The following is a 24,311-nucleotide window of genomic DNA, read 5'->3' as shown; positions in this document are numbered from 1 at the left end:
ATAATAGTTGAATATTTCTATATGTAAATAACATAAACTAATTTATTAACAATAAGCAATACATTAAGATTTTTTTTCTTTTTAACCCAACTTAAGGTAAACTCTTGATTGTCAGTAGTTGTAATGGATAACTGTGTAGCCCAATAAGATACTATATACACAGGAAATTTAAATACTTACATGATGAGAAAATTAACAGCCTTATTATTGCCTGTATTCTTTTTTGCAACTGCAGAAACAAGTGCACAGACTTATTACCAGATAAATGCACTGAGTGGAGTAACAGTAATAAATGGTGCTACGGTTACTGTGTCGCAATCTACACCTCCTCCCAATTCCGCGACTCTATGTAGTACCGGCCCCTACCAGATAGGGAAGAACTATTCCGATTATTACAACTACGATTTTTCTACAAATCCAGTAACACATTTTCGTCTTCAGATGATCCGTTTTCATGATGATGATACGGTTGAAGTATATGTGAACGGTAGTCCATATGCTATTACAGCTCTTAATCCATATAATGGAAATGCAACAACTGCATGCAGTTATACTACCAATAATATGTCATCTCCATCTACTGGATTAATTACAACAACCGGTGGTGCAACAGGCAAAGGACAAGGAGTTGAAATTGATATTACCAAAGCTCCCGGCCTTATTCAAAGTGTTCGTGTGAGGCATATCAGAGCTACAACGAATAACCTGGCGAGTGATGTGATCTATAATGCATATTTTGCTGATGATTCCTGCTCACTGGCTTTTGAGGCAAGTATACTGGATCCGATTTGCGCCGGTAAAGATGTTCAGCTATCTGTAACTAATTATCCCAATACCACGTATACATGGAGTTCTAATACTACACCTCCAACCGTTTTTACCGCGTCGGCTAATGATCGTGAACCTGTAATAAAGAATATCAGTCCGTTGAATACAGGTAAAATTTACATAAAAGGAGAAAGGGGAGTTTGTACTTATCATGACACGCTTGATATATCTGTTGCACCAGCCCCGGTTTTAGGCCTGGTAAAGCAAGCAGGTCCCTTCTGCCCGGGGGAGGATGATACACTGTCTGTACCAAACGTAAGCTTGCCGACAGGGGGAGATGTATATGCATGGTCAGTAAACGGTTTAGGTAAGTTTGATGCCACACAGGGCTATATAATTCCATTTCTGAATGTACAGCCGGTAAGCAAAGGTTGGTATTCTATTTATGCAGTAGATGGAAACGGATGTATTTCTGATACAGTGAACTTCTTTTTCGATGTACTTTCAGGAGTTGCAGCGAATTTTAACTACAATGTAAAAGAGGGTTGTGAACAGGATACCGTGGAGTTTATAAATACATCTGTTGATCAAACATCTCAAACATGGAATTTTGGAGATAATAGTCCCTTAGGTATTGATAAAAACCCGGTACATACCTACCTGGTAACAAAACCAAACATTGGTGCCCGTAAGTTTACGGTTCAACTGGCAATAGCTAATGGTTCTTGTGCAGATACTGCTACACAGGATATTGAACTGAATCACCCGCTGATAGCTGAGTTCACAATCGACGATGATAGTATATGCCAGGGCTCCACTATATCATTCTCAAATACATCATTGGTTAAAGCTGGTACCACACCTAAATTTATTTGGAATTCAGGCTATGGTGATGACTTTCAGGTTTTTGGGCTGGATCATGATAACCAGTATAATGTTGCCGGAATTTACCACCCTAAACTGACCCTTACAGACTACCTGGGTTGTGTCGCTACCTATGGTTTAGAGATCGTAGTTGATTCAACAGGTGGTATACTGTTTACAAACGATAAAGCAGATATCTGTATTGGTGATGAGATAATATTCGATGGTGATTATTATGCCGGTGGAGCAAATTCTATAACCTGGGATTTGGGTGATAATACCGGTAATACGGAAGAAAAACACATTCGTCATTCATATACAAAACCCGGCAAATACAACGTCACGTATAGTGTCGACTACCGCATTTGCCCCGATCTGCAAGTGAGTAAAGAAATAAACGCTAAACCATACCCTGATCTTTACCTGGGAGAAGATACATCTATATGCCCCAATGGCAACCCCATCTTTATCAGTGACCGTGTAAATCCTGACGGTGGAACAGGTATTAAATATAAGTGGCACACAGCTGACAAAGATGTTACACAAGGCATATATGTACATCACCCGGGCATGTACTCAGTAACCGCAGACCTTAATGGTTGCTCAGTGACAGATAGCATCGAAGTGAAAAAGGATTGCTATATCAATATACCGAACGCATTTACGCCAAACGGTGATGGTAATAGTGATTACTTCCTCCCCAGACAGATTTTATCACGTAACGTGACCGAATTTGCTATGCAGATATACAACCGTTGGGGACAATTGATTTACCAGACAAATGTACCTGATGGCCGTGGTTGGGATGGCAAATTCAAGAATGAGGAACAACCGACAGGGGTATATGTATATACTATACATGTTACATTCGGGAATAGTGTTTCTGAACGTTACCAGGGTAATGTTACACTGCTGAGATAAGTTATTCTCTGCACAATCACATAATAAAGGCGGTCATCGACCGCCTTTATGTTTTTAGAAATTATCAATAAAACTATTCCTGTACGTGTTCTATAATAACACCTGACGCGTCAATTTTCAGTTCCTCTTTGGGTTCGGTGATAGCTGCAATGGCTTCCTCACTTTCTCCCGCGTCTTCAGCATAATGTTGAAGTTCTTCTACTGTTGTCACCTCGCGTATGCCGGTTCCTTTCAGAAAAACATGTTTACCGGCAACGTCTTTAGGAACAAAGAAGTCGTGGCCTCGCATTTTTACAAAAATATCTTCTCCACTTTCGTTTTTGAGTTTCACCCAGCACCCCATGGCCTGGCAAACTTCAGAAAGATCGCCCTCAACAATGATATTGTCCAGGCTGTCTTTGCCTGCCATCTGTTCGTTGAACTGGCTAACAGTAATAGCTCCTTTCTTGTCAAAGGATTCACCATAGGACGAGTCAATAATTACTACATGAGTTTCCTCAGCAGCCTGTTCTGTATTACCGGATTGGCATGAACTAAAAACTATTGCCGGTACTATAAATAACAATGATACTCTTTTCATAACATTAATATTATCAATTAGTAGTAACTATTCTTTTCCAGGTAGTTGATCACATAATCCTTTACACCATCTTCAAGTGCTGTGATGGGGGCAGTATAACCTGCATTTCTCAGTTTGTGCATATCAGCTTCTGTATAGTACTGATACTTGTCCCTGATATCTTCAGGAGTATCAATATAGTTGATATGTACTGGTAAATTAAGTGTATGGAAAATAGCAGTAACCAAATCGTTAAACGTGCGCGCGTTACCGGTGCCAATATTATATAAACCATTGGCCGGCTGTTGTTGCATCAACCAAAGGCACATCTCTGTTACATCTTTCACATAAATAAAGTCACGTATCTGCTCACCGTCCCTGTAATCAGGGTTGTGCGAGCGGAATAACTTTACAGATCCATTCTGCTTTATTTGCCTGTACGCATGCATGATCACTGATGCCATACGCCCTTTATGATACTCGTTAGGGCCATATACATTAAAGAATTTTACTCCTGCCCAGAAGGGTGGCGCTGATGCCTGTTCAAGTGTCCAGATGTCAAATTCGTTTTTTGATACGCCATAAGGATTGAGCGGAGACAGCTTGTTGATAATATCGTGATCATCTTTGTAACCTAATTCGCCATTGCCGTATGTGGCGGCAGAAGAAGCATAAACAAGTGGAATGTTTTGCTTTGTGCAACCTTCCCATATCATTTTTGAATAATCCAGGTTCCATTTCTTATGGACTGCATAGTCCATCTCCGTGGTATCTGTTCTTGCTCCTAAATGGAACATGAATTGTACAACACCGGGATTTTCTGCCAGCCAATTGCCGAATATCTCACGGTCGACTTGCAGCATATATTCCTTATGAGTAAGATTCTTCAACTTCTCTTCAGCTGAGAAGTCGTCTACCAGTATGAGTTGACGATAGCCTGCCTTATTAAGCAGGCCGACAAGATAACTGCCTATGAAACCTGCCGCGCCTGTAATTGCTATTACATCGGTGGTTTGCATCAAATAGAATATTTATATTATGAATGAAGCCTAGTGGTGTGCTTCTTCATGAGCTTCTGCATCGTGGCCATGTGCTTCATGATCAGCGTCTGCGTCATGGTGTGCAGGAGCAGCATGCTCAGTTGCATGTTCACCGTGGCCTCCGTCATCGTGACCCATGATCTCAACAAAGTTTACAGCAGCTACAAACAAACCGGCCAGCAGCAGCATAAACCAAATAGATGATATAAACGAGCTACCCGGTTTAGAGTCAGCTGGAGCATGATGTGTATCGTGTGACATTCTTAATTGTATTTTACAAGGTGCAAATCTAATCGTTTAGCTTCATTTATACTATGCCTTACAGGCAATAATTCCTATTTTTTCGGTGCAGGCGGCTCCATAACGTGACCACAGTTCTTGCAGGTACGTTTTTCTTCATCTGCATAAAAACGCTCCATTACAGGCGGTAATTGCTTGACAATGTCCGTCAGTTCAAAATATTCTTCATATAATTTCTCGTTACAATTCTCACAAAACCACATGAAACCATCAATTTCAGGGTTTTTCCTCACTTTCTCTATTACCAGTCCTACTGATCCTTCAGACCTTTGGGGAGAGTGGGGCACCCTGCCCGGCAGCAGGAACATGTCGCCGGCTTTTATGGGTATATCTACTATTTTACCATCTTCTACAATACGTACTACAATATCACCTTCCAGTTGGTAGAATAGTTCCTCACTTTCATTAAAATGGAAATCTTTACGGCTGTTGGGTCCGCCTACTACCATTACAATAAAGTCATTGGCCTCTTTGTATACACATTGATTGCCAACGGGTGGTTTCAGCAAGTGTCTGTTCTCTTCTATCCATTTATTTAAGTTGAAAGGACGTTGAATGGCCATGTGTCAATATTTTTATTATAGTTACTTTAATATTTTCATTTTCACGGTTTCTATCCTTGTGTCGGAAACCAACAGGGTATCAAATTCATAATTCTCAATGACAATACGTTCTTTTAGTTTGGGTATAGTACCATGATTGGCAATGATAAAACCAGACAAGGTTTCAGATTCATCAGTAGAGAAGTCGAAATTGTATTTTTCATTCAGATAATCCAGTTCCAGCCTGCCGGAGAAGATATATTCATCTTCTGATATTTGCTTTTCCACATGGTCTGGCGTGTCGAATTCATCATTAATGTCGCCAAATATCTCTTCCAGAACGTCTTCCATAGTTACGATACCTGCAGTGCCACCAAATTCATCTATTACCCATGCAATACTTTTCCGGTCTTTGGTAAAACGGTTCATCAGGTCAACTGCGCTCATCGTTTCGGGTACTGCTGCAATATTGTGTATGATCTGGCTTATGTTCTCCGGTCTCCTGTTCAGGTCCAGGTGGTGTATATACCCGACAATATTATCAATAGTGTCTTTGTAAACGATTATCTTAGACAGTTTGGTCTCAATGAATTTCCGCTTGGCTTCTGCAATCGGTGTTTCAATGTCCAGGGCTTCTACCTCGTTACGCGGCACCATACACTTCCTGATCTTGACATTTACGAGGTATAGTGCATTCTCAAAAAGCTCGGTATTCAGTTCGTTTGAGTCACTTTCCTGTCCATGCATGGTTTGCTTAACAAAATGCTCCAGGTCTACACGGTTAAAAACCTGTTTTTTCTCTTTGATACGTACATTGAACAGGTATTTAAGCATGAACTCTGATATGTCAACAAATACTTTTGCTATAGGGTAGAGTATGATGTATAGTACCTGCATCGGTATACTGAAAAAAGCCAGTAACTGTTCTGATTTGGCTTTGAAAATGGCTTTAGGAAGAAATTCTGCAAAAAACAATATCACACATGTAGCAATGAGCGTGTCCAGCAACAAGTGTACATATTCTGAATTAAGGGGCGAAGGTAACATGTCCAGAAGCGGGTCTGTCAGCTCTGTCATCAACAAACCATAGATAACAAGTAATATATTTACCCCAACAAGACTGGTACCAATAAATTCAGCTGGTTTCTCCATAAAGCGAGAGAGAATCTTGCCTGAGATACTTCCTTGTTTTTTACGGAGCTCGATATTTAGTTTATTGACAGAAATAAAGGCTATTTCGGTACCTGCAAAAAAGCCTATCAGCAGAATGCAGCCAATGATGTACAATATTAGATTGGGATCAGCCATATGAATACTTAAAGATAAGGATTTGAGTAATAATTTGTAGTATCCTGTTTACGCATTGTCTCCTGATATAAAGTCTTCAATGGTGTCTATTAATTCCATGGTTGCCTTATCCAGGTCGTCATTTACTATAATTGTATCGAAGTTATGTGCAAAGGTGAGTTCAGATTCAGCCTTTTTGATGCGTTCTTCCAGGCTTTCAGGTGTCTCGGTACCCCTTTTCTCCAGTCTTTGCCTTAGTTCCTGTATACTGGGTGCCTGTATAAAAAGGCTCAGGGAGTTGTGCGGGTACTTCTTCTGTGTGGCTATCGCACCTTGGACGTCTATATCTACCAGTGGTGTCTGCCCATTATCCCATATGCGTTGCACTTCCGATTTTAGCGTGCCATAATACTTCCCGGTATAAACCATCTCCCATTCTACAAAAGCATCTTTATCCACAAGGTCTTTGAACTCTTCCTCTGTGTAGAAATAATAGTCTCTGCCATTCACCTCGTTGGGACGGGGCTGGCGGGTGCAAGCTGAAATAGAAAATGCAAGCTTAGGATATTTCTCCAGCAGGCGCTTTACCAGCGTGGTTTTGCCGGAACCTGAGGGAGCCGTAATGATTATGATCTTTCCTGTGTTCAAACCTTTGTGCTAAATAGGACGTAAAAAAACGAAAATATCATGGTTTTGCGAAGCCAGGGACGAAAAGAGGTGTACAATTTGTACACCTCTAATTATTTCAATATCAGTTCTGTATGCTTAGCAATACGTCTCAAAAGCATCCAGCAGGTTGGCAGCTATCATTTGGGCCGGGCGACCTTCTATCATATGGCGCTCGATCATATGTACTACCTGTCCGTCTTTCAACAAAGCTATTGCCGGTGAAGATGGAGGGTAAGGTAGTAAATAGGTTCTTGCCTGCTGTACAGCTGCTGTATCAAAACCTGCAAAGCTGGTCAGTATCTGATCTGGTTTCTTAGTGGCATTCTTCACGGCCGCAATAACACCTGGACGGGCGGTACCTGCAGAACAACCGCATACAGAGTTGATGAATAATAATGCTGTGCCGGATTTCTGTAATGCATTATCCACCTCTTCAGGTGTCTGCAATTCCTGGAAACCATTCTCTGTCACTTCAGCCTTCATCGGGGCTACTATTTCTATTGGATACATAATTGAAATTTATAGTTACAAAGTTACTATACCAAAACGTGCAGCCCAAGTACTACCGATAATAAATATTAATCTGCATATAAGCACAAAAGAGGGCTGCAGTAGAAACTGCAGCCCGGTTTGTAACCAAAACCCGCTTTACCCTAATTCTTCATTAATTTCATAGATACCTGTCCTGTACTATTCCTTATCTGTAGATTATACATACCCGGTGCCATATTATTCAGTGGAATGGTTACCCTGTTCTTACCATTCACCAGCTTTTTGTCTTGTGACCATATGGTGCGGCCCATCACATCAATGACCATAATTATGGTTTGTGTATTGGCATTAGATATGATATCCAGTGTGGTACTGGTTTGTGCAGGGTTAGGATATAGTTTTGTAGTAATGTTCACGTCTCCCAGGTTGCTGATGCTTTGTGGAATTTCGTTGCATAGCTTCCTTGAGCTATTGCCTCTTACCTCACCATTTGCGTTAGCCATGGTATGAACATTAACATACACACTGTCTTTGCGGAACTTATTGGATGATGCCGTTGTAAAGGGCGTGTTGGCATCCGTATCTAACCAATAGCCGAATATACCGCCATTTGCATAGTTAGGCGTAAGGGTATACATAACACCGCCATTTTGCCCGGGTATATTATTATGAAAGTGAGCAGCCGAAAATCCTGACAGGCTGTCAATAACCATCATATAGTGCGCGCCTGTCTGGCCCCTGTCGATAGATACCATGCCAGTACCTGAAGCGTCTGATGTCACCATCGGTGACTCCTGTGCACCGTTGATATGATAAGTATAACCTTCGCGGAAGGTGCGGTACACCTGGCCTCGTACTTCACCATTAGGGTTGGCTGCTGTATGAACATTCAGGTAAATATTTCCTTCAAGCATTGCATGTATGAATGTATCAGCCAACATTGCACCTGTCACTATACCTGAGATAGTATTCCCGTTTATGTTTCCTGAAGGTATGGCCACAACTACATTGCCGCCGACATTTACACCTCCCATATGAAAGTGTGCTCCGGTAATAGCACCTGACAAGCCATTCATTTGGGCATCGTACCATAAAGTGTCAAACGTATAGTTTAGTCTTAATCCTGCGACACCCATTTCCATACCTGTACCTGTTACAGCCATTGTTTCCTGCGCTGTATCAAGTTTAGCATCGAAATGTAAATAAGATTGCACCATCAATTGGCCACGTATCTCGCCATTAGGATTGGCCGTTGTATGAATATTGATATATAAGCTATCTCCCATTAATGCATCCAGGTACATAGATGGGTCAACGCTGCCTGATATCATATTGCCTGATACATAAGTTGTCAGGTTCTCGACAACAGCACCGTTCTGCCCGGCTATGGCTTTGTGCAGGTGTGCGCCGGTAATGGGGCCGCTCAATCCGTCTGCAACAACATTAAAGCTCAGCTTGCCCATATGCTTTTGCAGCATGAAAAAGCCAATAGCATTTGCACTGTTTGATACTGCGGGTACTTCGTTAGAGCCGTTTATCATTACTACCATGCCTTTGTCTTCTTCAGGTAAGATCTGCCCGCGTATTTCGCCGTTTGCATTGGTAGATGTGTGCAGATTCAGGTATAGCTGTCCTGCAAACAGCTTCTCAACAAAAGAACTGCTGAGTGTTGTTCCTGTTAATGTGCCTTTCAAATGATTTCCCATCATATAGGGCATCATGTTTACAACCACGGAACCATTAGCACCCATTGATGCTTCATGAATATGAATGCCGGTGATCGGACCTGACAAGTTGGTTGCCGTCATCTCAAAGCAAAGCGTGTCCCGTTCATCATTAAGATAAAACGTAGCCAAACCAAGTGCATTGGTAGATACAGCAGGTACTTCCTGAGCACCATTCATACGTGCCGCGAACAGGAACTTACCCGAAAGGTGGTCTGCATATGTATTGACAGAAAAAAGAATAGCAATAATAATTGCACTTACTCGTATACAAGTTCTCATAACATCTGTTTTTTAGTTTCAGATGTATGTACGGGGCAATTTTATTTTTGGTTTTCTATTTTGCAAAGAATTATATCCTTCAAAACCAATATTCTTGCATTTTGGCTAAAAAATCAGGGTCGGTTATAGGGAAATTCTTATTGTCCGGCAGTACGGCATCAATATCGCAATAAGGGCAAATAGCGGTATTGTTATTATCTGTCCATTCTTTGATCTCAATAGGGTTATATGTGCGCATGCAATAAAAACAGGCACATTTTTCACCATCTAATAATGTCTTTCGATGATTAGATGATAAGTTATGCGCCTGTTCTAAATACTCCTTAGAATACACGTTATTATTTTATTTTACCAGCCACAATATTCAATACTTCCTGTTCCATTCTGTCTGCAGCTTCATTCATCAGGCGTGCATTCTCAACCAGTGTTTTTACATCTTTATGGTCTTTCAGATCCTGTGCATTTATGATCACATTGAGATAAGCACCTTTTACGGCAGCACGTGCACACAAGGCTCCAACTCCCGCATCGCTGACACTGTTTGGGTTGCCAATTTCTGCCATAGCCTTTGCCAGGTCAAATGATTGGTATGCTAACTCCATAGTACGGTAAGGTACTTTTATGGCGTAGATCGTAGCTTCATCTATTGCAGCTTTTCGGGCAGTCTTTTCTTCATCATTACCTTTTGGCAGGCCGAATGCGGCCATTATCTTATTAAAAGCATTGGTGTCTTCATCTACAAGGGCCAGCATTTCTTTGAGGATAGCCTGGCCTTGCTCAGCATAGTTGCTGAACTCTTCCCAACGGTCGTCCCAACCTTTTTTGTGCGATGACAGGTTAGCTACCATGGTACCCAGCGCTGCACCTAAAACACCACAGTAAGCAGCAATAGAACCGCCACCCGGAGCCGGACTCTCACTGGCTGTTTCCAGCGCAAATCTATCCAGCGTCATATTGATGAGCGGTTGCGCTGATGCATCCCTCATTGCATATTCAATGATCTTTTTATTTGGGTCAAACGGTGCCAGCTCATCCAGCCCCATAGACCTGATGGCAATACGTACCAGCTCGGCTTCACCCACACCTACACTACGCTTTTGCTTGCGCAGGAAGAATTTGCCTGCTTCTAGCATAGCTTCAAGTGGTACCAGTCCTACCAATTCACTACCTGTTACCCGCAGGCCACGTGCGGTAGCACGTTCACAAACCGTATCGAAAGCTACATGGAGTGGAGTAACATGCATATTGGTCAGGTTCATAGATATCTGCGCAATACCATATTCCTCAATATACCAGCCAATACCTTTTACATTTTTCAGCAAGCCGGGCTCCCATATCAGTTCCCCATTGGCGTCTTTTGCAGGTTTACCTTTTTCGTCCTTTTTAGTACGACCTTTTTCACGAACATCAAAAGCTACCGCATTGGCACGACGTGTTGATGTAGTATTCAGGTTTACATTATAAGCTATCAGAAAATCACGGGCGCCAATGGCTGTGTTACCTGTAGTTTCGTTGAACTTAGCCGGGCCGAAATCAGGCTTCCATTCAGCAGTACCTATTTTTGCAGCAATACCCTCATATTCACCACTGCGTATATCGGCCAGGTTGCGACGATAATCGGCACTTGCTGCTTTTTCGTATAAATAAACAGGGATACCCAGCTCATCACCTACGCGCTTTCCCAGTTTTTTAGCAAATTCAGCCGTTTCTTCCAGCGTAATGCCTGAAACCGGAATCAGTGGACAAACATCAGTAGCACCCATGCGAGGGTGTTCGCCTGTATGGTTGCGCATATCAATCAGTTCAGCCGCTTTTTTTATAAGCCTGTATGCAGCTTCTATTACCGGTTCTGGAGCACCTACAAATGTTATCACGGTACGGTTGGTAGCCTTGCCGGGGTCGACGTCCAGCAGGGTAACGCCTTCTACACCAGCAGCCTCGTCGGCTACCAGTTTGATAATATCTGCATTGCGACCTTCACTAATATTAGGCACACATTCTATAATAGCATTGCTGAAGTCTTTCATCGGGTATTATTTTATTGTTTGGGTGCAAAGGTAAATACATTAGCCGTAAGAGAAAGTTTTGAGGTATGAGGAAAAGCCTGGTACCCAAATAGCAATATGTTTATTTAATAACACTTAAGTATATTTATTGTGTAAACGATACATTCAGAGCCAAACATTAGCACCTGATACAATGATAAAGCCTGCCTTGTCTGCTATTCTATTTTCGATACTGTTATTAATAGCAGGACCACCAATAGCTGGTGCACAAACAGAGGATTCTACTCATATTGATAATAAACGCCTTATTACTGTGGCAGGGGCGCATGCTATAACTATAGGAGGAACATTGGTCGCCCTGAACCAGGTATGGTATAAGCAATATGCGAAAAGCAGCTTTCATGTTAAAAACGACCTGGGTGAATGGCTACAGGTAGATAAGTTTGGTCATGCTTATAGTGCCTACAGCATGGCCGGACCGATGGCTGCTACCTATCAATGGAGTGGTTTGAGCAGGAGAACAAGTGTCATGCTGGGTAGCCTGGAAAGTTTTGCTGTACTTAGTACTATTGAAATGATGGATGCGTATTCGGCAGAGTGGGGCTTCAGCGACTGGGATATGGCAGCTAATGTTTTCGGCACCTTGTTGTTTGCAGGGCAGGAACTGTTATGGGAAGAACAGCGGATACAATACAAATTCAGCAGCAGGATAAGGAAATATACACCGGCATTACTGGAGGATCGGTCCAAACAGGTGTATGGCGAAAATATAGCAGAGCGTATGCTGAAAGACTATAATGCCCAGAGTTACTGGCTATCTGTAGGCATACATAGTTTTTACAAACCGTGGCCCAAATGGCTGAATGTTGCAGTAGGATATGGTGCCGACGATATGTATGGCGCATATTTTAATACATGGAAGGACGCAAACGGTAAATATTATGACAAGAGTGATATACACAGGTACAGACAATACTTTCTTAGCCTTGACGTAAACCTGGCCAACATCAATACCCGCTATGCTTTCCTCAACACAGTACTGGACTGCCTGACCATTAAGGTGCCTGCTCCTACACTTGAATATACCTCTCAGGGGAAATTTATTTTTCATCCGTTGTACTATTAGTGACATTATTATTTGGTTTGCAGCAATTTTACTATCTCGCTCCGTGAATCGTTGGTGTTGCGGATGAGTGTTATTTCAAACTTATTCAGGCTCTGCTGTAATTTCTGGTTCTCTACCATGCTCAGGTTATTGAAAAAATAAGCCAGTTCCGTGGTCTCTTCCTGTGTTGTGGTGGCATAGAGTGCCTTGGTGAGTACCCATGCAGTGGAACCTCCCTTCATGCCGGCATGTTTCAACCACAGGGTGTTGGGTGGTACCTGCATTACGGCCTCCATTATTTTGTTGAGATTTTCCTGCACTTTTTTGTCAAAATAGGAGCGGCTGTTGAGCTTCTGCATCAGCATGGCGTATTCATAAGGGGTAGATCCCGGCAAGCGGTCGCTCCAGACCTTTTGTGCAAACATGGGCAGCATGGTGATGGTGCTTTTATATTCCTTGTCATTTTTAAGCTTCTGATGTTCCCTGGCCGCCATATCGCGGTATTCTTTCATATTCATCTGCTCCAACTGGAATTGTGACCTGCCGTTTATTACACCGAGCGCTGCTGTAAAATAATATATGCTGTCGTGTTCTTTAAAACCCAGTTTTTGTAACTGTGCATTTACATTATCCAACCCCAGCAGATCAAGCAGATATTCTGTGTTGGCATTTGAACTGAAGTTGATCATTCCCTTAGCCACTTCCTCGAGTGTAACTTTGCCATTTTTGAATTGGCGTTTTTTGTCCATAAGGAACAGCCATTGCTCCTGCGCGCCGCCGTCAGTGCCCGGCAGGTAATATTTATTCAGTTCTGCAGTATCCACCAGCTTTGCGGGAAATATCTTTCCTTCCGCCACCTGCGTAGCGTATTCTATAGCCACAATTATTTTTACAGTGCTTGCCAGCGGTGATCTTCTGCCGGAGTTGATATCTGCCAGTACTTTGCCGTTCTGTACATAGTATATAGAAGAGCGTTCCGGGTTTTTCCTGATAAAATCGGCCACAAACTCGGCATTTTCCTGGCAATGAGCCTGCGATGAGCAAATGACAATCAGACAAAAAGAGGCGAGCAGGTGTTTCATGTATGTAAATATACGATGTTGAAGTACGCTATTGCTTTTCAAAAAATTGGGTGATTTTCCCGTTGTTTGGTAGGGTGGTGTTGGCTTATTTTTGTGTTGAGGATAATACATATACATATATGGAAACGAATAAAGTTGTGAAACAAACCGATCTGCTGGCTTTCAGTAGTGAGGTGAGCAGATTAGTAGAACAGGGATGGCAACTGGTGGGCGGCGTTTCGATAACGGAAGATAAAACACCCGATGCCAACGGTAACACTACCGAGGCTAAACTGGTATTTACACAGGCGTTGAGTTGGGCAAGCTGATACATATTATACCTTTAATGAACCACGAAAACCTCTTGCTGCATAATATGACTCAGCGCCGTTGTGGTAAGTAAATACCGTATTGTAACGACGGTCGCAGAAAATGGCTCCGCCTAACTGCCTGATATCATCCGGGGTAATGACCCAGCTTGATGTTTTCAGGTCGAACTTACCCAGCTTTTGCAGTTCTCGATATTGCTCTTCTGTCAACAAATCAATACCCATTTCTGCAGCTAAGGCCACAGCGCTGTTCTGTGGTTTGTGCTCTTTGCGCGACTCCCATGCGGCATGGTCATAACAGAGGCTGCGGCGGCCTTTGGGGCTTTCGGCAGCACAATCATAGAATATATATTCACCTGTTTTTTTATCTATGCCTACCATGTCGGGTTCGCCACCGGTCATCTCCATTTCGTTCAGCGACCATAGCTTGCCTTTGCTTTTTTCCAGCCTTGCCTGAATATCTGCCCACTTAATGCCTTTATGACGGCCCATGTTCTTTTCGAAACGGTACTGCAGTATATCCAGCAGCTCTTTTTGCTGTGATGATGGTAGTTGTTTTTTAGTACTCATGTCGCAAATTTGTATTGTGTAAAATCATAACGTTATTTATCGTATACATATTCCTCTTTTTTAAAATACTCATCAAAGTAGTCGTCCTCTTTAGGATAGTGATAGACTATAGATGAAAGCCTGCCGTCAGATAAATAGTTGCTTTTTGTTTCGTAGCAGCTTGTTATTACTACCATTCCATGTGCGCATATATCACTGCAATATGTACTACAAACCTCAACGTGCTTAACCCACTGATTATCAACATGAAAAATGCTGTCGATACGCGATGAAGTGTCATCGTTGAATTTACGTTGTATTGTGTACCCGTTATTAAAATAGGTATAGGATGCAATTGATATTTTAGCTTCAAACATACTATTATCCCACTCCCCACCATAAATAGAATCACTTGATATTTGTTTGTTTTTGTTGTAGTAAAAGGTCTGTGTAGCCCTTGAATTCCATTTTTTGTGTAACAAGCCCATATGGTCATAGTCGAAATGTGTAACAATGGTGTCCATCATGCCTCCTGAGTTATGTTTTAACTGATAATCAACAGTCATTTTCAACAATGTGTCTTGATAATAGTATTGTCTCTTGTGTTCAAGACAAGTTGTATCAGGAACAAACTGATCAATGTCTACAGCTTTTGTGCAATATTCTATTTCTAATATGGGTTGATTGTGGGCATTGAATTCAACTAGTTTTACAGGCATCGTATCGTTCTGGTTTTTTGAACTATGTTCATAAACAAAGGCTCTACTGATGTCCTGAGCTGTAACAGTATGGCAACATAGTAATAATGCGATATATAGGAGATGTTTCACTTTTATTATTTTTTTTAAAAAAATACTACTAATCATTTAATCCTTTTCCTTTCATTATATCCGGGGTGTATTTATCTATTCTCGACTCGCGGGTTTTAGCTTGTTTGGCCTGTGCAAAGTGGAACAGGTAGGCTCTCTGCCTGCCGGGTGTCAGTGCTTCGAAGGCGGCCTTGAGGGCTTTGTCTTTATCCAGCCTTGCCTGAAACTCTTCAGGGACAGGGTAGTCTTTCGTTTTCTTCATAGGCACCTTCAGCCCGGCTTTTTCTACCTCAGTGGCTTCGTAAATATATGCCTTGAGGGTAGGGGCCAGCTTTACTATCTCTTTTACATTGGTAAAGCGAATATGGCGCCCCGCCTGTACATTTTCGGTCTGCTGAATGAGGATGCCTTTCGGGTCGGCAAGGAGCACGCCTTTGAACAGGAGGAAGGCACAATACTCCTTAAAGCCGTGAATGAGTACAATGTTCGCTCCATCATAAGTGTAGCAAGGGCAACCCCATTTCAGCTCTTCCACCAGTCCGCAACTGAGGGCAATCTTTCTTAACTGCTCGTATTCCTTCTGCCATTGTGATGGCTTGTCGAAGAAGAAATCTGTTTTGGGGTTTGTACCATTCATATACATCTCATTTATGCTTTAGTCAGTACCAGTTTCCTGCTGCCGGGCCTGAAATACCAAGAGGTGGTTATAAGCACCAATAGTAATATGGGGCCGAACATGTCTTTTGCCGGGTGGCCTGTAGCTATATGCGAATATACGGCACCTGACATAGTAAAGAAAAAGCCCGCATAGGCCCATTCTTTTACCAGTGGATAGCGGGGTATGAGTATGGCTATTACGCCCAATATTTTGGTGAAACCCAGCAGGGTAACGAAATAGGCCGGGAAACCCATATCCAGTACAAACTGTGTTTGCTCTTTTACCTGCATTAACTGTACGATGCCTGTTGACAGCATGCCCAGCGAAAGCCAGAGGGTCGCTATCCAGTAGATGATCCTGTTTCTCTTGTTCATAGTTTTTCTATTTAAGTTGACCAACAATTTGCTGAAGACGGTTGTGCGCCATATTGATACCGAAGGCAAAGGGTAGTGCCAGCACCTGGTCCCTGATGGCGGGGGACTTGTATACTACCTTTATAGTGAGCTTGCTGGTGGTATCGCTCAGTGGTTCAAAGTTGAGGAACTCGAGCTGGGCATCGAAGGGGACATTGTCCATCTCGAAAGTGCGGGTTATCTTTTTGCCGGGCACCAACTCGTGGAAGACGCCATTGGCCGTGAAGACCAGGTTGCCCTTGGGGTCGTAGGTCTGAAACTCGTAGGCCCCGTGCTTCCTGCTTTCCTGTTTGATGATCTTACAGCCCATCCACTGTTCCAGTATATCGGGGTCTGTATAGGCTTTGAATACCAACTCTGCGGGCAGGTCGAACTCGCGGGTAATGGTGAGTTCCTGCCTGTCTTCTTCGGCGTGTACCTGTGTTTTACGTTCCATAATTATTCAGTTTCTTTTGGTTTGTAATTCTTCATAATGTCTTCCAGTTTGTTGAACCTGTCGTCCCAGAACTTGCGGAAGGGCTCGACAAAGTCTGCTATTTCTTTCATTTTAACGGGGTTAAGCGTGTAGTGTATCTCCCTGCCGTTTTGCTCCTGTTTCAATAGCTCGCACTCGGTGAGTATCTGTATATGCTTGGATATGGTTTGGCGCGACGAGTTGAAATTGGCGGCTATGGCACCTGGTGTCATGGCCTGTAGTGCTACCAGCGTGATGATGGCGCGGCGTGTGGGGTCGGCGATGGCCTGAAAAACATCTCTACGTAATTCCATTGTGCAGTTATTTGACTGCAAATATATGTGCAACCATTTAACTGCGCAAGTTTTATTTTGATAATGTTGTTCTGTATAACAAGTGGTGCATGAAATTTTATGAATGATAGAGTCGCTTAACTCAACTTGCGTTCTAAATATTGACTGTAGATTCTCCATCAGGCTTATGTTCATTTCTTTTGCCCCTCCAAAAGAAACGAACCAAAGAAAAAGAGTCCGCGTGCATATTACGGCTGATGCCGCGGTTGACGCTCCGATATGGTGTGGTGCTACTGTTCTGCCGGTCATATGTGCCCTGATCCTTTTTAGGGGATTTATATTGATTTTGTTAAGTAAAGTAGGTTTTGGTGTTAACTGAGTGCCGGTAGAGAAATGCTTTAATTGATTGATATTTAGCGTGTTGGGCTGCGAATTGTTAAGTTTTGTTAAGTAAATGGAAGAACTCGTTGTACTTAACAATGCATAAAAAAGTCCCGCATGGGCGGGACTGATGATCTTTGGTATGAGGTGGTGGTGCTTGGGCATGGCCAGGTGTTTTATTATAGTCCCGCCTCGGCGGGATTTCTGTAAATACATTCGCATTTATTATAGCAAATGTACGTTATTATTTAATTTATTCAAAAAAATAATGAATCAGAATTGATCTTATATATGGTATCTCAACTTTACAGCCTTATTCAGCTTTTCGTTCATTTCTTTTGCCCCTCCAAAAGAAACGAACCAAAAAAAAAGAGGCCGAAACCATAAGCTCCAATGGTTTCGGAGGTTGCAGTGATGTTACGACATTACTACTGCGCTGCCAGGCTTGAGAATTACTATATTAATAACCCTGTAAAGGGTATGGTTTTAGAACAGCTGTGTGTGCTCTGACCAGGGGAGTGTGCTTAGTTGATCAATGCCGGGTAATACCTCGAGGTGTATCACGCGCCTGTTCTTACGATTGTTGGCTCTTGAGGAGGAGTGAAAGAGTAGTGGTTTCATGAGCATAATGCTGCCGGCAGGTACTTCGCATATGTCTGTATCAGCATCAAAAAGGCCGGGGGAGTCGGTACGGACGATGCCGTTGCTGTGAGAGCCGGGTATGACCTTTAAGGCTCCGTTCTCAGCAGTTGTATCGTCCAGGTGGATGCGGAGGGTGATTATACTATCTAATATGTCTTGTGTTGGTTGAACGGAGTAATAGCCGTCTTTATGGCCCCAATTGATAAAGCCGGGAATGTCCTGCTTTTGCTGCAGGTTGATAGTTATATCCTGGTGCCAGGCCACAAACCAGTTGGATCGTGGCGGTTTGTCGAAATACAAGGAACGTATAACGGCTGCATTGCCTGATGGGGTAATTGTATTGAGCAGATCGCGCAGTTTGTCATTCGTAAGTACAGGGAGCAGACCGGGGTGTTGCGGTAGCAGGTTCCTGATAGCGAAAACATGATTGACGGGCTGTGTGGTTAATATGGTTGTTATTTCATCCAGCTCAGCAGCAGAGTAGATATTGCCGGCTATATAATAGCCTTTGTCCTGAAGTGTTTCGGGTATCATCGGGTACTAAGGTAATGTATCTTGTCTGAACCAGGATTTTCATGATTATATGATTAACAGGATTTGATTTTTCGGGTAAACTCATTTGTACCAGGATAGCGGGACGCTGGTGTTATCCCGGGTCTAAGGGAGACCCTTAGACCAGTGGGGGGTGAGTAATGATCAATTGCATATATTTATAACATTAAACCTGTACTATGCACAATATTTGGCCGTTTAATTGCCTGCTATATTTCATTACCCGGTATTATGACCGTAAGGAGCAAAAGGATAGAGCTGCCGGCAAAAAGGTAGGGATCACTTTCAGGATGTACCTGGTGATCTGGTTGGCGGTTTTTGGTGTATTGGGGTTTGCTGTCTATTATTTATACAATACCTATTGGCATGTGTGAATATATTCTGAATATTATTGCTCTATAATTATATGTTATGTTACCGAAGGCATGAGTATCGAAGTAGGTAAATTTTTCCTTTACCTACGGAGTACTTAACTATAACATGATTATAGAACGAATAGCAGAGCCTGACTAATGGCATGGCTGAACCTTCAATAGAGTGATGTAAACGTTATTTACTATATTTACAATGGACTGACCTACGGGCTGGTTCACCGACAGCCGACATTAACGTGTCGGCTGTACGTATTTTGTAGACTACCTGACGACGGTCTTTTTTGGAAAATAATTGAATTATTATGTTAAGTAGGAGCTGTACATGTGTACAGGACTTGCGTAATGGCGCTTTTTAGCCTTTTGGCTGACCTATAATATTCACAATGTGTAAAACATTGGGTAAAAATAAAACGCTCCTAAAATCGATTTATTTTCATTAAATTATTACATTTGCTTAAATGACAATAGCCCCACGGGCGGTGGAGCTATTGTACAAAGATTGAAAATTTTTTCCAAGCACAAAGTTAATCCATCTTGGTTAACTATGCAAATTTCCTCAATCTTTTTACGGTAATCCTGTGCCTACAGGGCTTTGTCATGTATTATTTAACGTCTAAAATTTAAAGACATGACAGAACTGGTACGATTGTACGGTGAGAAAATCTCAACAACCTCAATGGTTGTTGCCGACACGTTCGGCAAAAGACATGACAATGTCCTGAGAGACATTGAAAATCTTGATTGTAGCGAAGAATTTAAGCTCCTCAATTTTGAGGAGGCTAATTATAAGCTACGAGGTAATACTTACAGGTATTACTTTATTACCCGTGATGGCTTCTCTTTCTTGGCCATGGGGTATACTGGTGCAAAGGCTGCTAAATTCAAAGAGGCTTTCATAAAAGCATTTAACAGGATGGAACATGCGCTAAAAGTCGCTACCACGCCTGTACTGCTGCCGGTATACCAAAGCAGGATACTCAGCGACCCTGCTAAGAGCTGTCCTGATAACAGATGGTGTATTTTTGACCAGGCAAGCGAAATCATGCTTTTCATTGAAAAGGAGGTTGGCTCTATATGCCAGTATGATTTAGCAGATGGATCGATAGGAATGCATTGGGCAAAACACAGAGAAGATAAGCCATGGGCAAAAACAGTATCATATTACTACCACGAGTTTAATGACAAAAGAGGTACTGTACAGAGCAAGTGTTACCAGTATTCAGAACTGGAATACTTTAAGGTATGGCTGAAAAAGATATACAAAAAGACACTTTTGTATCCGTACCTGTACAACAAATTCAAAAAAGACAAATTGATGCTGCCAAGGGTAGAGGCATTGAAGCCTAAACTGATTGGCACAAAAGCTGTCTAATTTTTATTAAAAACTGTGAAATTAAGGGGTTGCGAAAGCAGCCCTTTTCTTTTGTTTGAATGAACAAATAGGGTGAAATCACCCTATGAGAAATGGCGGGTGGGTAGTACATTTATGTAAAACCTATATATTATGAATGTTCAAGAGCTACAAAATCAGGTAAATCAAGAGTTATTAAATAAAATAACAGAATTAAGTTATGAGATTAATAATATAAAATCTCAATTATCTGAATTAACAAGTATAGTTGCTGGAATTAACGATAGGAGTACTGCATTTGTACCGCATATAATGTCAAGTTATATGACATTAATTGAAACAGAGTTTGGTGCAAAGGTTCAAAGTAATTTCGAGGAAATTGAGCGTAATATAGCTCAATCTAAAGGAGGTTCGATATTAGGACAGATATTCGATGATGCTCCTGGCGAATAGCTTCTTTAGAAAGATAGCCTTTCCTAATACCTAATAGATATAGTAGTTTACGCAGATATTGCATACTGATTAGTTTAAACTCCGTTAATCCGCCGTGGCGGTTAAATAATTACCTATGTTTTGTGTTATCATGTTGTCCATTAACCACCTAAAGATTAATTAAGGCTTAGCCCCATCCAAACCCGTGCGGTGGCATTTGTTCTATAATTATATGTTATGTTACCGAAGGCATGAGTATCGAAGTAGGTAAATTTTTCCTTTACCTACGGAGTACTTAACTATAACATGATTATAGAACGAATAGCAGAGCCTGACTAATGGAATGGCTGAACCTTCAATAGAATTCCTGATATTATGTTAAGTATGATGTTTTTTTGTTAATAAGGCACCAAAAAGTATCCAAAATTTGGTCATATAGATGTAATCTATTATAGTTTTGCTTGCTTTTAACACAGAGTAGTGTACTTTTGTATGTACATACGCTACAATAAGCGACCAAACCAAAAGCACTTAAATTAGTATAGCTATACTTTGTTATGCCACGCAAAGCATCAAAAAACATACAAGTACCTAAAGTACTGACATACCACAATAAGATATCTCCTAATTATAGGGCACTACATGTAGACGGAGCGTATGGCGGAGTAACGCCTAAAGGATTTATTAATTTGAGTTTTTATTCAGAGCGTTTCCCCATACCTAAGTCAACAGATTTCAAGATAGACGAAAAGACAAAGTCTATATCAAAAATAAAGGATAGTGACGATAGTAAGGATGGGATATTAAAGGAATATGAATTTGGTATATACATGGATTTAGAAACGACTAAAAAAATAGTCAAATTTTTAAATGACAAAATTGTTGAACTAACTGAATTCAAAAAACAAACTCATAATGGAAACAATAGCACTAAAGACAAATAATAACAACTATACACCACAAGGTTGGGGTGCTGCTATACTTATGGGATTAATGGATACCATAAGATTCGAGTACACAAATGAAATTAGCGATATAGAGTGCTTGCCTGACCATAGAACAGTAAATGCAGGTATGATTATCTCAGAGCGTTCATTGCATAGCGTCTGGAAGGACGAAGATAATGCGGGATGGGAACAATACTTATAATGACAATTATACCGCATGGCTAAATACCTACAAGGCGATATAGTAATAGTAAACTTTCCGTTTACAGACCATGAAGGCTCAAAGCCAAGACCAGCTATTGTTGTATCCAATAGTAGAGTTAATAAATCGACAGATGTCATTCTTGCTGCTATTACAACTACATTATTGAATGATGATTTCTCATATCCAATAAACAAAAAGAAATTAACAACTCCGCTACATAATGAATTTTGTGAAGTAAGATGCCACAAGCTCTTTTTGGCTGAAAAATCTATAATAATTAAGAAAATATCTGCGCTAAAAAAAGTTCACCACCAAGACCTGTATAACATTATTAATTCCGCTATCGAGGTTATATAGTTCAATCCAATCTCTACATACTGCTGCCAGCTCAATATCCCCCGTGCGGTGGCATTTGTTCTATAATTGTATCATATGTTAATGTATCGTAGTTAGGTAAGTTTTTATCTACCTAACGTAGTACTTAATATATGATGATTATGGAACAAATATAGGGCAAGCCTGCTAATTATTATGTTAAGTAGCTAAATATTTTTCCACAATATATTATTGGGGTGGTAAACAAAAAGCCCTTATTTAGGGCTTAATTGCTACATTTGGTTCACCACAAACTAAATGTAATATGTTGATATTTTCAGTAAGCTACAATGACATTGAATTGCCAAAAATTAAAAAAGAAATTGAAAGGTTGCATATAAATATGCTTTCAAGTGAAATTGTTTCGTTTATAAGGTCTAAATATGATGACTTGTTTGATGACATCATATATATAAGATATGATGGAGAGCTTAACAACTTGAGGAAGTTAATTTCTTTTTCATCTGGAGATATGGTAATTCGGAACACGATTTATCAGGGATTATCTGATAATGGATTTCATGATTACTTATCTCATTCTGAAGGGTACGAACCTCGTCCAAAAGAAGATTGAGCCGATTTACCTTATCGACTACCTCGTCTACATTAGACTTAATTGTTGCCTTGTATATCCCGATAGAAGGTTTCATACTTATTCGTGCGTGAGCATATTTGTTCTATAATTGCACGTTATGTTACCGAAGGCTCCGAGTATCGGAGTGGCTTACATTTTCAATTAAGCCACGTAGTACTTAACAATAACGTTGTTATCGAACAAATAGAGCGTAGGCAAGGCAGACGGCTGCCTAATGGCATAGCTGGGGCAGCTTAATGATGTGACTTTCATGTTAACAAAAACCCCAATAAGACTATTGGGGTTTTCTTAATTTTATATGACCTAAATATAAAATAACATGGAAGACTTGAAACCTATATTGGTCGAAATTTTAGCAAGGCTAAGAATGCAAGACAACGAAAGATTACAAGAAATTATTAATGACAGAACAAATGGAATGGATTCTGAAAACATAAGAATAATTAATGAAACAGAAGCTAAGAACTATAAACTGATGCTTCAGTTTTACATTGATCAAGTTTCTTCAGAAGTTTAGCAAACTCCATGTGACGATTAATGTCATATGGCTTGAATGGCTTTAGCTTCTTTTTAAGAACCTTTTTTGTTCTCATACTACGGCAAATCCCAACAATATACTGTTACCAGATGACCATTATGGTAAATGCGATTGCATCATAGTATTGCTGGCCGTTTGCCGTGCGGTGGCATTTGTTCTATAATTGCACGTTATGTTACCGAAGGCTCCGAGTATCGGAGTGGCTTACATTTTCAATTAAGCCACGTAGTACTTAACAATAACGTTGTTATCGAACAAATAGAGCGTAGGCAAGGCAGACGGCTGCCTAATGGCATAGCTGGGGCAGCTTAATGATGTGATTGCATAAAACCTAAGACATTGTTGTCAATTTTAAGACAAATATAAAATAACATGGAAGACTTGAAACCTATATTGGTCGAAATTTTAGCAAGGCTAAGAATGCAAGACAACGAAAGATTACAAGAAATTATTAATGACAGAACAAATGGAATGGATTCTGAAAACATAAGAATAATTAATGAAACAGAAGCTAAGAACTATAAACTGATGCTTCAGTTTTACATTGATCAAGTTTCTTCAGAAGTTTAGCAAACTCCATGTGACGATTAATGTCATATGGCTTGAATGGTTTGCTTCTTTAAGAACTTGTTCTCATACTACGGCAAATCCCAACAATATACTGTTACCAGATGACCATTATGGTAAATGCGATTGCATCATAGTATGTGGCGTTGTGGCGTGATTTGTTCTATAATGTTTTACGAAGGCCAGATCGGAGTGTTAATCAATTAATGTGGTACAACAATAACGTG

General features: G+C 41.0%; 30 protein-coding genes. 12 read left to right on the top strand and 18 right to left on the bottom strand.

Features of this window, described 5'->3' with window-relative positions:
• The first annotated feature begins 180 nt into the window (after positions 1-180).
• Positions 181-2,553, top strand: a complete 2,373-nt coding sequence (locus tag H6550_09630; protein ID MCB9046388.1) for a gliding motility-associated C-terminal domain-containing protein — start codon at positions 181-183, stop codon at positions 2,551-2,553.
• 73 nt (positions 2,554-2,626) lie between these two features.
• Here H6550_09630 and H6550_09625 read toward each other — a convergent pair whose 3' ends face one another.
• The 10 genes from H6550_09625 to ftcD form a co-directional block, all read right to left on the bottom strand.
• Positions 2,627-3,133, bottom strand: a complete 507-nt coding sequence (locus H6550_09625) for a DUF4920 domain-containing protein (GenBank protein ID MCB9046387.1) — start codon at positions 3,131-3,133, stop codon at positions 2,627-2,629.
• 17 nt (positions 3,134-3,150) lie between these two features.
• On the bottom strand, positions 3,151-4,131 hold the full coding sequence (gene rfaD / locus H6550_09620; protein ID MCB9046386.1) for an ADP-glyceromanno-heptose 6-epimerase: 981 nt from the start codon (positions 4,129-4,131) through the stop codon (positions 3,151-3,153).
• Positions 4,132-4,161: 30 nt separating this feature from the next.
• Positions 4,162-4,413, bottom strand: coding sequence for a hypothetical protein (locus H6550_09615; protein MCB9046385.1), 252 nt, complete (start codon positions 4,411-4,413; stop codon positions 4,162-4,164).
• 74 nt (positions 4,414-4,487) lie between these two features.
• Entirely contained in the window at positions 4,488-5,015 is a 528-nt protein-coding gene (locus H6550_09610; protein MCB9046384.1) for a 3-hydroxyanthranilate 3,4-dioxygenase, read from the bottom strand.
• A 21-nt stretch (positions 5,016-5,036) separates the two neighbouring features.
• Positions 5,037-6,302, bottom strand: a complete 1,266-nt coding sequence (locus H6550_09605) for an HlyC/CorC family transporter (GenBank protein MCB9046383.1) — start codon at positions 6,300-6,302, stop codon at positions 5,037-5,039.
• A 48-nt stretch (positions 6,303-6,350) separates the two neighbouring features.
• A complete protein-coding gene (gmk, locus tag H6550_09600; protein ID MCB9046382.1) occupies positions 6,351-6,929 on the bottom strand; it encodes a guanylate kinase in 579 nt (192 codons plus the stop codon).
• A gap of 117 nt (positions 6,930-7,046) precedes the next feature.
• Complete coding sequence (locus tag H6550_09595; protein MCB9046381.1) at positions 7,047-7,460, bottom strand: BrxA/BrxB family bacilliredoxin; 414 nt, start codon at positions 7,458-7,460, stop codon at positions 7,047-7,049.
• A 143-nt stretch (positions 7,461-7,603) separates the two neighbouring features.
• On the bottom strand, positions 7,604-9,448 hold the full coding sequence (locus H6550_09590; protein MCB9046380.1) for a CHRD domain-containing protein: 1,845 nt from the start codon (positions 9,446-9,448) through the stop codon (positions 7,604-7,606).
• 79 nt (positions 9,449-9,527) lie between these two features.
• Positions 9,528-9,782 carry a cytoplasmic protein gene (locus H6550_09585; protein ID MCB9046379.1) on the bottom strand — a complete coding sequence of 85 codons (255 nt, stop codon included), beginning with the start codon at positions 9,780-9,782 and terminating at the stop codon, positions 9,528-9,530.
• Between the two features lie 4 nt (positions 9,783-9,786).
• On the bottom strand, positions 9,787-11,475 hold the full coding sequence (gene ftcD / locus H6550_09580) for a glutamate formimidoyltransferase (GenBank protein ID MCB9046378.1): 1,689 nt from the start codon (positions 11,473-11,475) through the stop codon (positions 9,787-9,789).
• Between the two features lie 172 nt (positions 11,476-11,647).
• On the opposite strand from ftcD, the gene H6550_09575 reads away from it, so the two are divergent.
• Positions 11,648-12,580 carry a DUF2279 domain-containing protein gene (locus H6550_09575; protein ID MCB9046377.1) on the top strand — a complete coding sequence of 311 codons (933 nt, stop codon included), beginning with the start codon at positions 11,648-11,650 and terminating at the stop codon, positions 12,578-12,580.
• 8 nt (positions 12,581-12,588) lie between these two features.
• On the opposite strand, the gene H6550_09570 is transcribed toward H6550_09575, so the two are convergent.
• Entirely contained in the window at positions 12,589-13,641 is a 1,053-nt protein-coding gene (locus tag H6550_09570; protein ID MCB9046376.1) for a serine hydrolase, read from the bottom strand.
• Between the two features lie 119 nt (positions 13,642-13,760).
• Here H6550_09570 and H6550_09565 point away from each other — a divergent pair, with 119 nt between their 5' ends.
• Entirely contained in the window at positions 13,761-13,949 is a 189-nt protein-coding gene (locus H6550_09565; GenBank protein ID MCB9046375.1) for a DUF1737 domain-containing protein, read from the top strand.
• Positions 13,950-13,955: 6 nt separating this feature from the next.
• Here the strand turns inward: H6550_09565 and H6550_09560 are convergent, their stop codons facing one another.
• From H6550_09560 to H6550_09530, 7 genes are all read right to left on the bottom strand, one after another.
• Positions 13,956-14,519, bottom strand: a complete 564-nt coding sequence (locus tag H6550_09560) for a DUF4256 domain-containing protein (GenBank protein MCB9046374.1) — start codon at positions 14,517-14,519, stop codon at positions 13,956-13,958.
• A 32-nt stretch (positions 14,520-14,551) separates the two neighbouring features.
• A complete protein-coding gene (locus H6550_09555) occupies positions 14,552-15,328 on the bottom strand; it encodes a hypothetical protein (GenBank protein ID MCB9046373.1) in 777 nt (258 codons plus the stop codon).
• 28 nt (positions 15,329-15,356) lie between these two features.
• Positions 15,357-15,944 carry a YdeI/OmpD-associated family protein gene (locus tag H6550_09550; GenBank protein MCB9046372.1) on the bottom strand — a complete coding sequence of 196 codons (588 nt, stop codon included), beginning with the start codon at positions 15,942-15,944 and terminating at the stop codon, positions 15,357-15,359.
• 11 nt (positions 15,945-15,955) lie between these two features.
• On the bottom strand, positions 15,956-16,339 hold the full coding sequence (locus H6550_09545) for a DoxX family protein (protein MCB9046371.1): 384 nt from the start codon (positions 16,337-16,339) through the stop codon (positions 15,956-15,958).
• Between the two features lie 7 nt (positions 16,340-16,346).
• A complete protein-coding gene (locus H6550_09540; GenBank protein MCB9046370.1) occupies positions 16,347-16,814 on the bottom strand; it encodes an SRPBCC domain-containing protein in 468 nt (155 codons plus the stop codon).
• Between the two features lie 2 nt (positions 16,815-16,816).
• Positions 16,817-17,146, bottom strand: coding sequence for a winged helix-turn-helix transcriptional regulator (locus tag H6550_09535; GenBank protein MCB9046369.1), 330 nt, complete (start codon positions 17,144-17,146; stop codon positions 16,817-16,819).
• 846 nt (positions 17,147-17,992) lie between these two features.
• Positions 17,993-18,682 (bottom strand): phytanoyl-CoA dioxygenase family protein, encoded by a 690-nt coding sequence (locus tag H6550_09530; GenBank protein ID MCB9046368.1) that lies wholly within the window; start codon positions 18,680-18,682, stop codon positions 17,993-17,995.
• Positions 18,683-18,879: 197 nt separating this feature from the next.
• On the opposite strand from H6550_09530, the gene H6550_09525 reads away from it, so the two are divergent.
• From H6550_09525 to H6550_09485, 9 genes are all read left to right on the top strand, one after another.
• Positions 18,880-19,074: a hypothetical protein gene (locus tag H6550_09525; GenBank protein ID MCB9046367.1), complete on the top strand. Its 195-nt coding sequence runs from the start codon at positions 18,880-18,882 to the stop codon at positions 19,072-19,074.
• A gap of 628 nt (positions 19,075-19,702) precedes the next feature.
• Complete coding sequence (locus H6550_09520) at positions 19,703-20,446, top strand: Rha family transcriptional regulator (protein ID MCB9046366.1); 744 nt, start codon at positions 19,703-19,705, stop codon at positions 20,444-20,446.
• A 132-nt stretch (positions 20,447-20,578) separates the two neighbouring features.
• Positions 20,579-20,878 (top strand): hypothetical protein, encoded by a 300-nt coding sequence (locus H6550_09515; GenBank protein ID MCB9046365.1) that lies wholly within the window; start codon positions 20,579-20,581, stop codon positions 20,876-20,878.
• Positions 20,879-21,414: 536 nt separating this feature from the next.
• The gene (locus H6550_09510; GenBank protein MCB9046364.1) at positions 21,415-21,801 is read left to right on the top strand and encodes a hypothetical protein; all 387 of its coding nucleotides are present in this window, start codon (positions 21,415-21,417) and stop codon (positions 21,799-21,801) included.
• Positions 21,773-22,006 (top strand): hypothetical protein, encoded by a 234-nt coding sequence (locus H6550_09505; protein ID MCB9046363.1) that lies wholly within the window; start codon positions 21,773-21,775, stop codon positions 22,004-22,006. Before H6550_09510 ends, H6550_09505 begins: the two co-directional genes overlap by 29 nt.
• A gap of 15 nt (positions 22,007-22,021) precedes the next feature.
• Positions 22,022-22,366, top strand: a complete 345-nt coding sequence (locus H6550_09500; protein ID MCB9046362.1) for a type II toxin-antitoxin system PemK/MazF family toxin — start codon at positions 22,022-22,024, stop codon at positions 22,364-22,366.
• A 283-nt stretch (positions 22,367-22,649) separates the two neighbouring features.
• Complete coding sequence (locus H6550_09495; GenBank protein ID MCB9046361.1) at positions 22,650-22,958, top strand: hypothetical protein; 309 nt, start codon at positions 22,650-22,652, stop codon at positions 22,956-22,958.
• Positions 22,959-23,298: 340 nt separating this feature from the next.
• Entirely contained in the window at positions 23,299-23,496 is a 198-nt protein-coding gene (locus tag H6550_09490; GenBank protein ID MCB9046360.1) for a hypothetical protein, read from the top strand.
• A 393-nt stretch (positions 23,497-23,889) separates the two neighbouring features.
• Complete coding sequence (locus H6550_09485) at positions 23,890-24,087, top strand: hypothetical protein (protein ID MCB9046359.1); 198 nt, start codon at positions 23,890-23,892, stop codon at positions 24,085-24,087.
• Positions 24,088-24,311 lie beyond the last annotated feature (224 nt).

This window comes from Chitinophagales bacterium (genome assembly GCA_020636495.1).
Classification (GTDB): Bacteria; Bacteroidota; Bacteroidia; order Chitinophagales; family Chitinophagaceae; genus UBA5543.
Note: the sequence above shows the minus strand (reverse complement) of the source record. Positions and strands in the feature narration are given on the sequence as shown.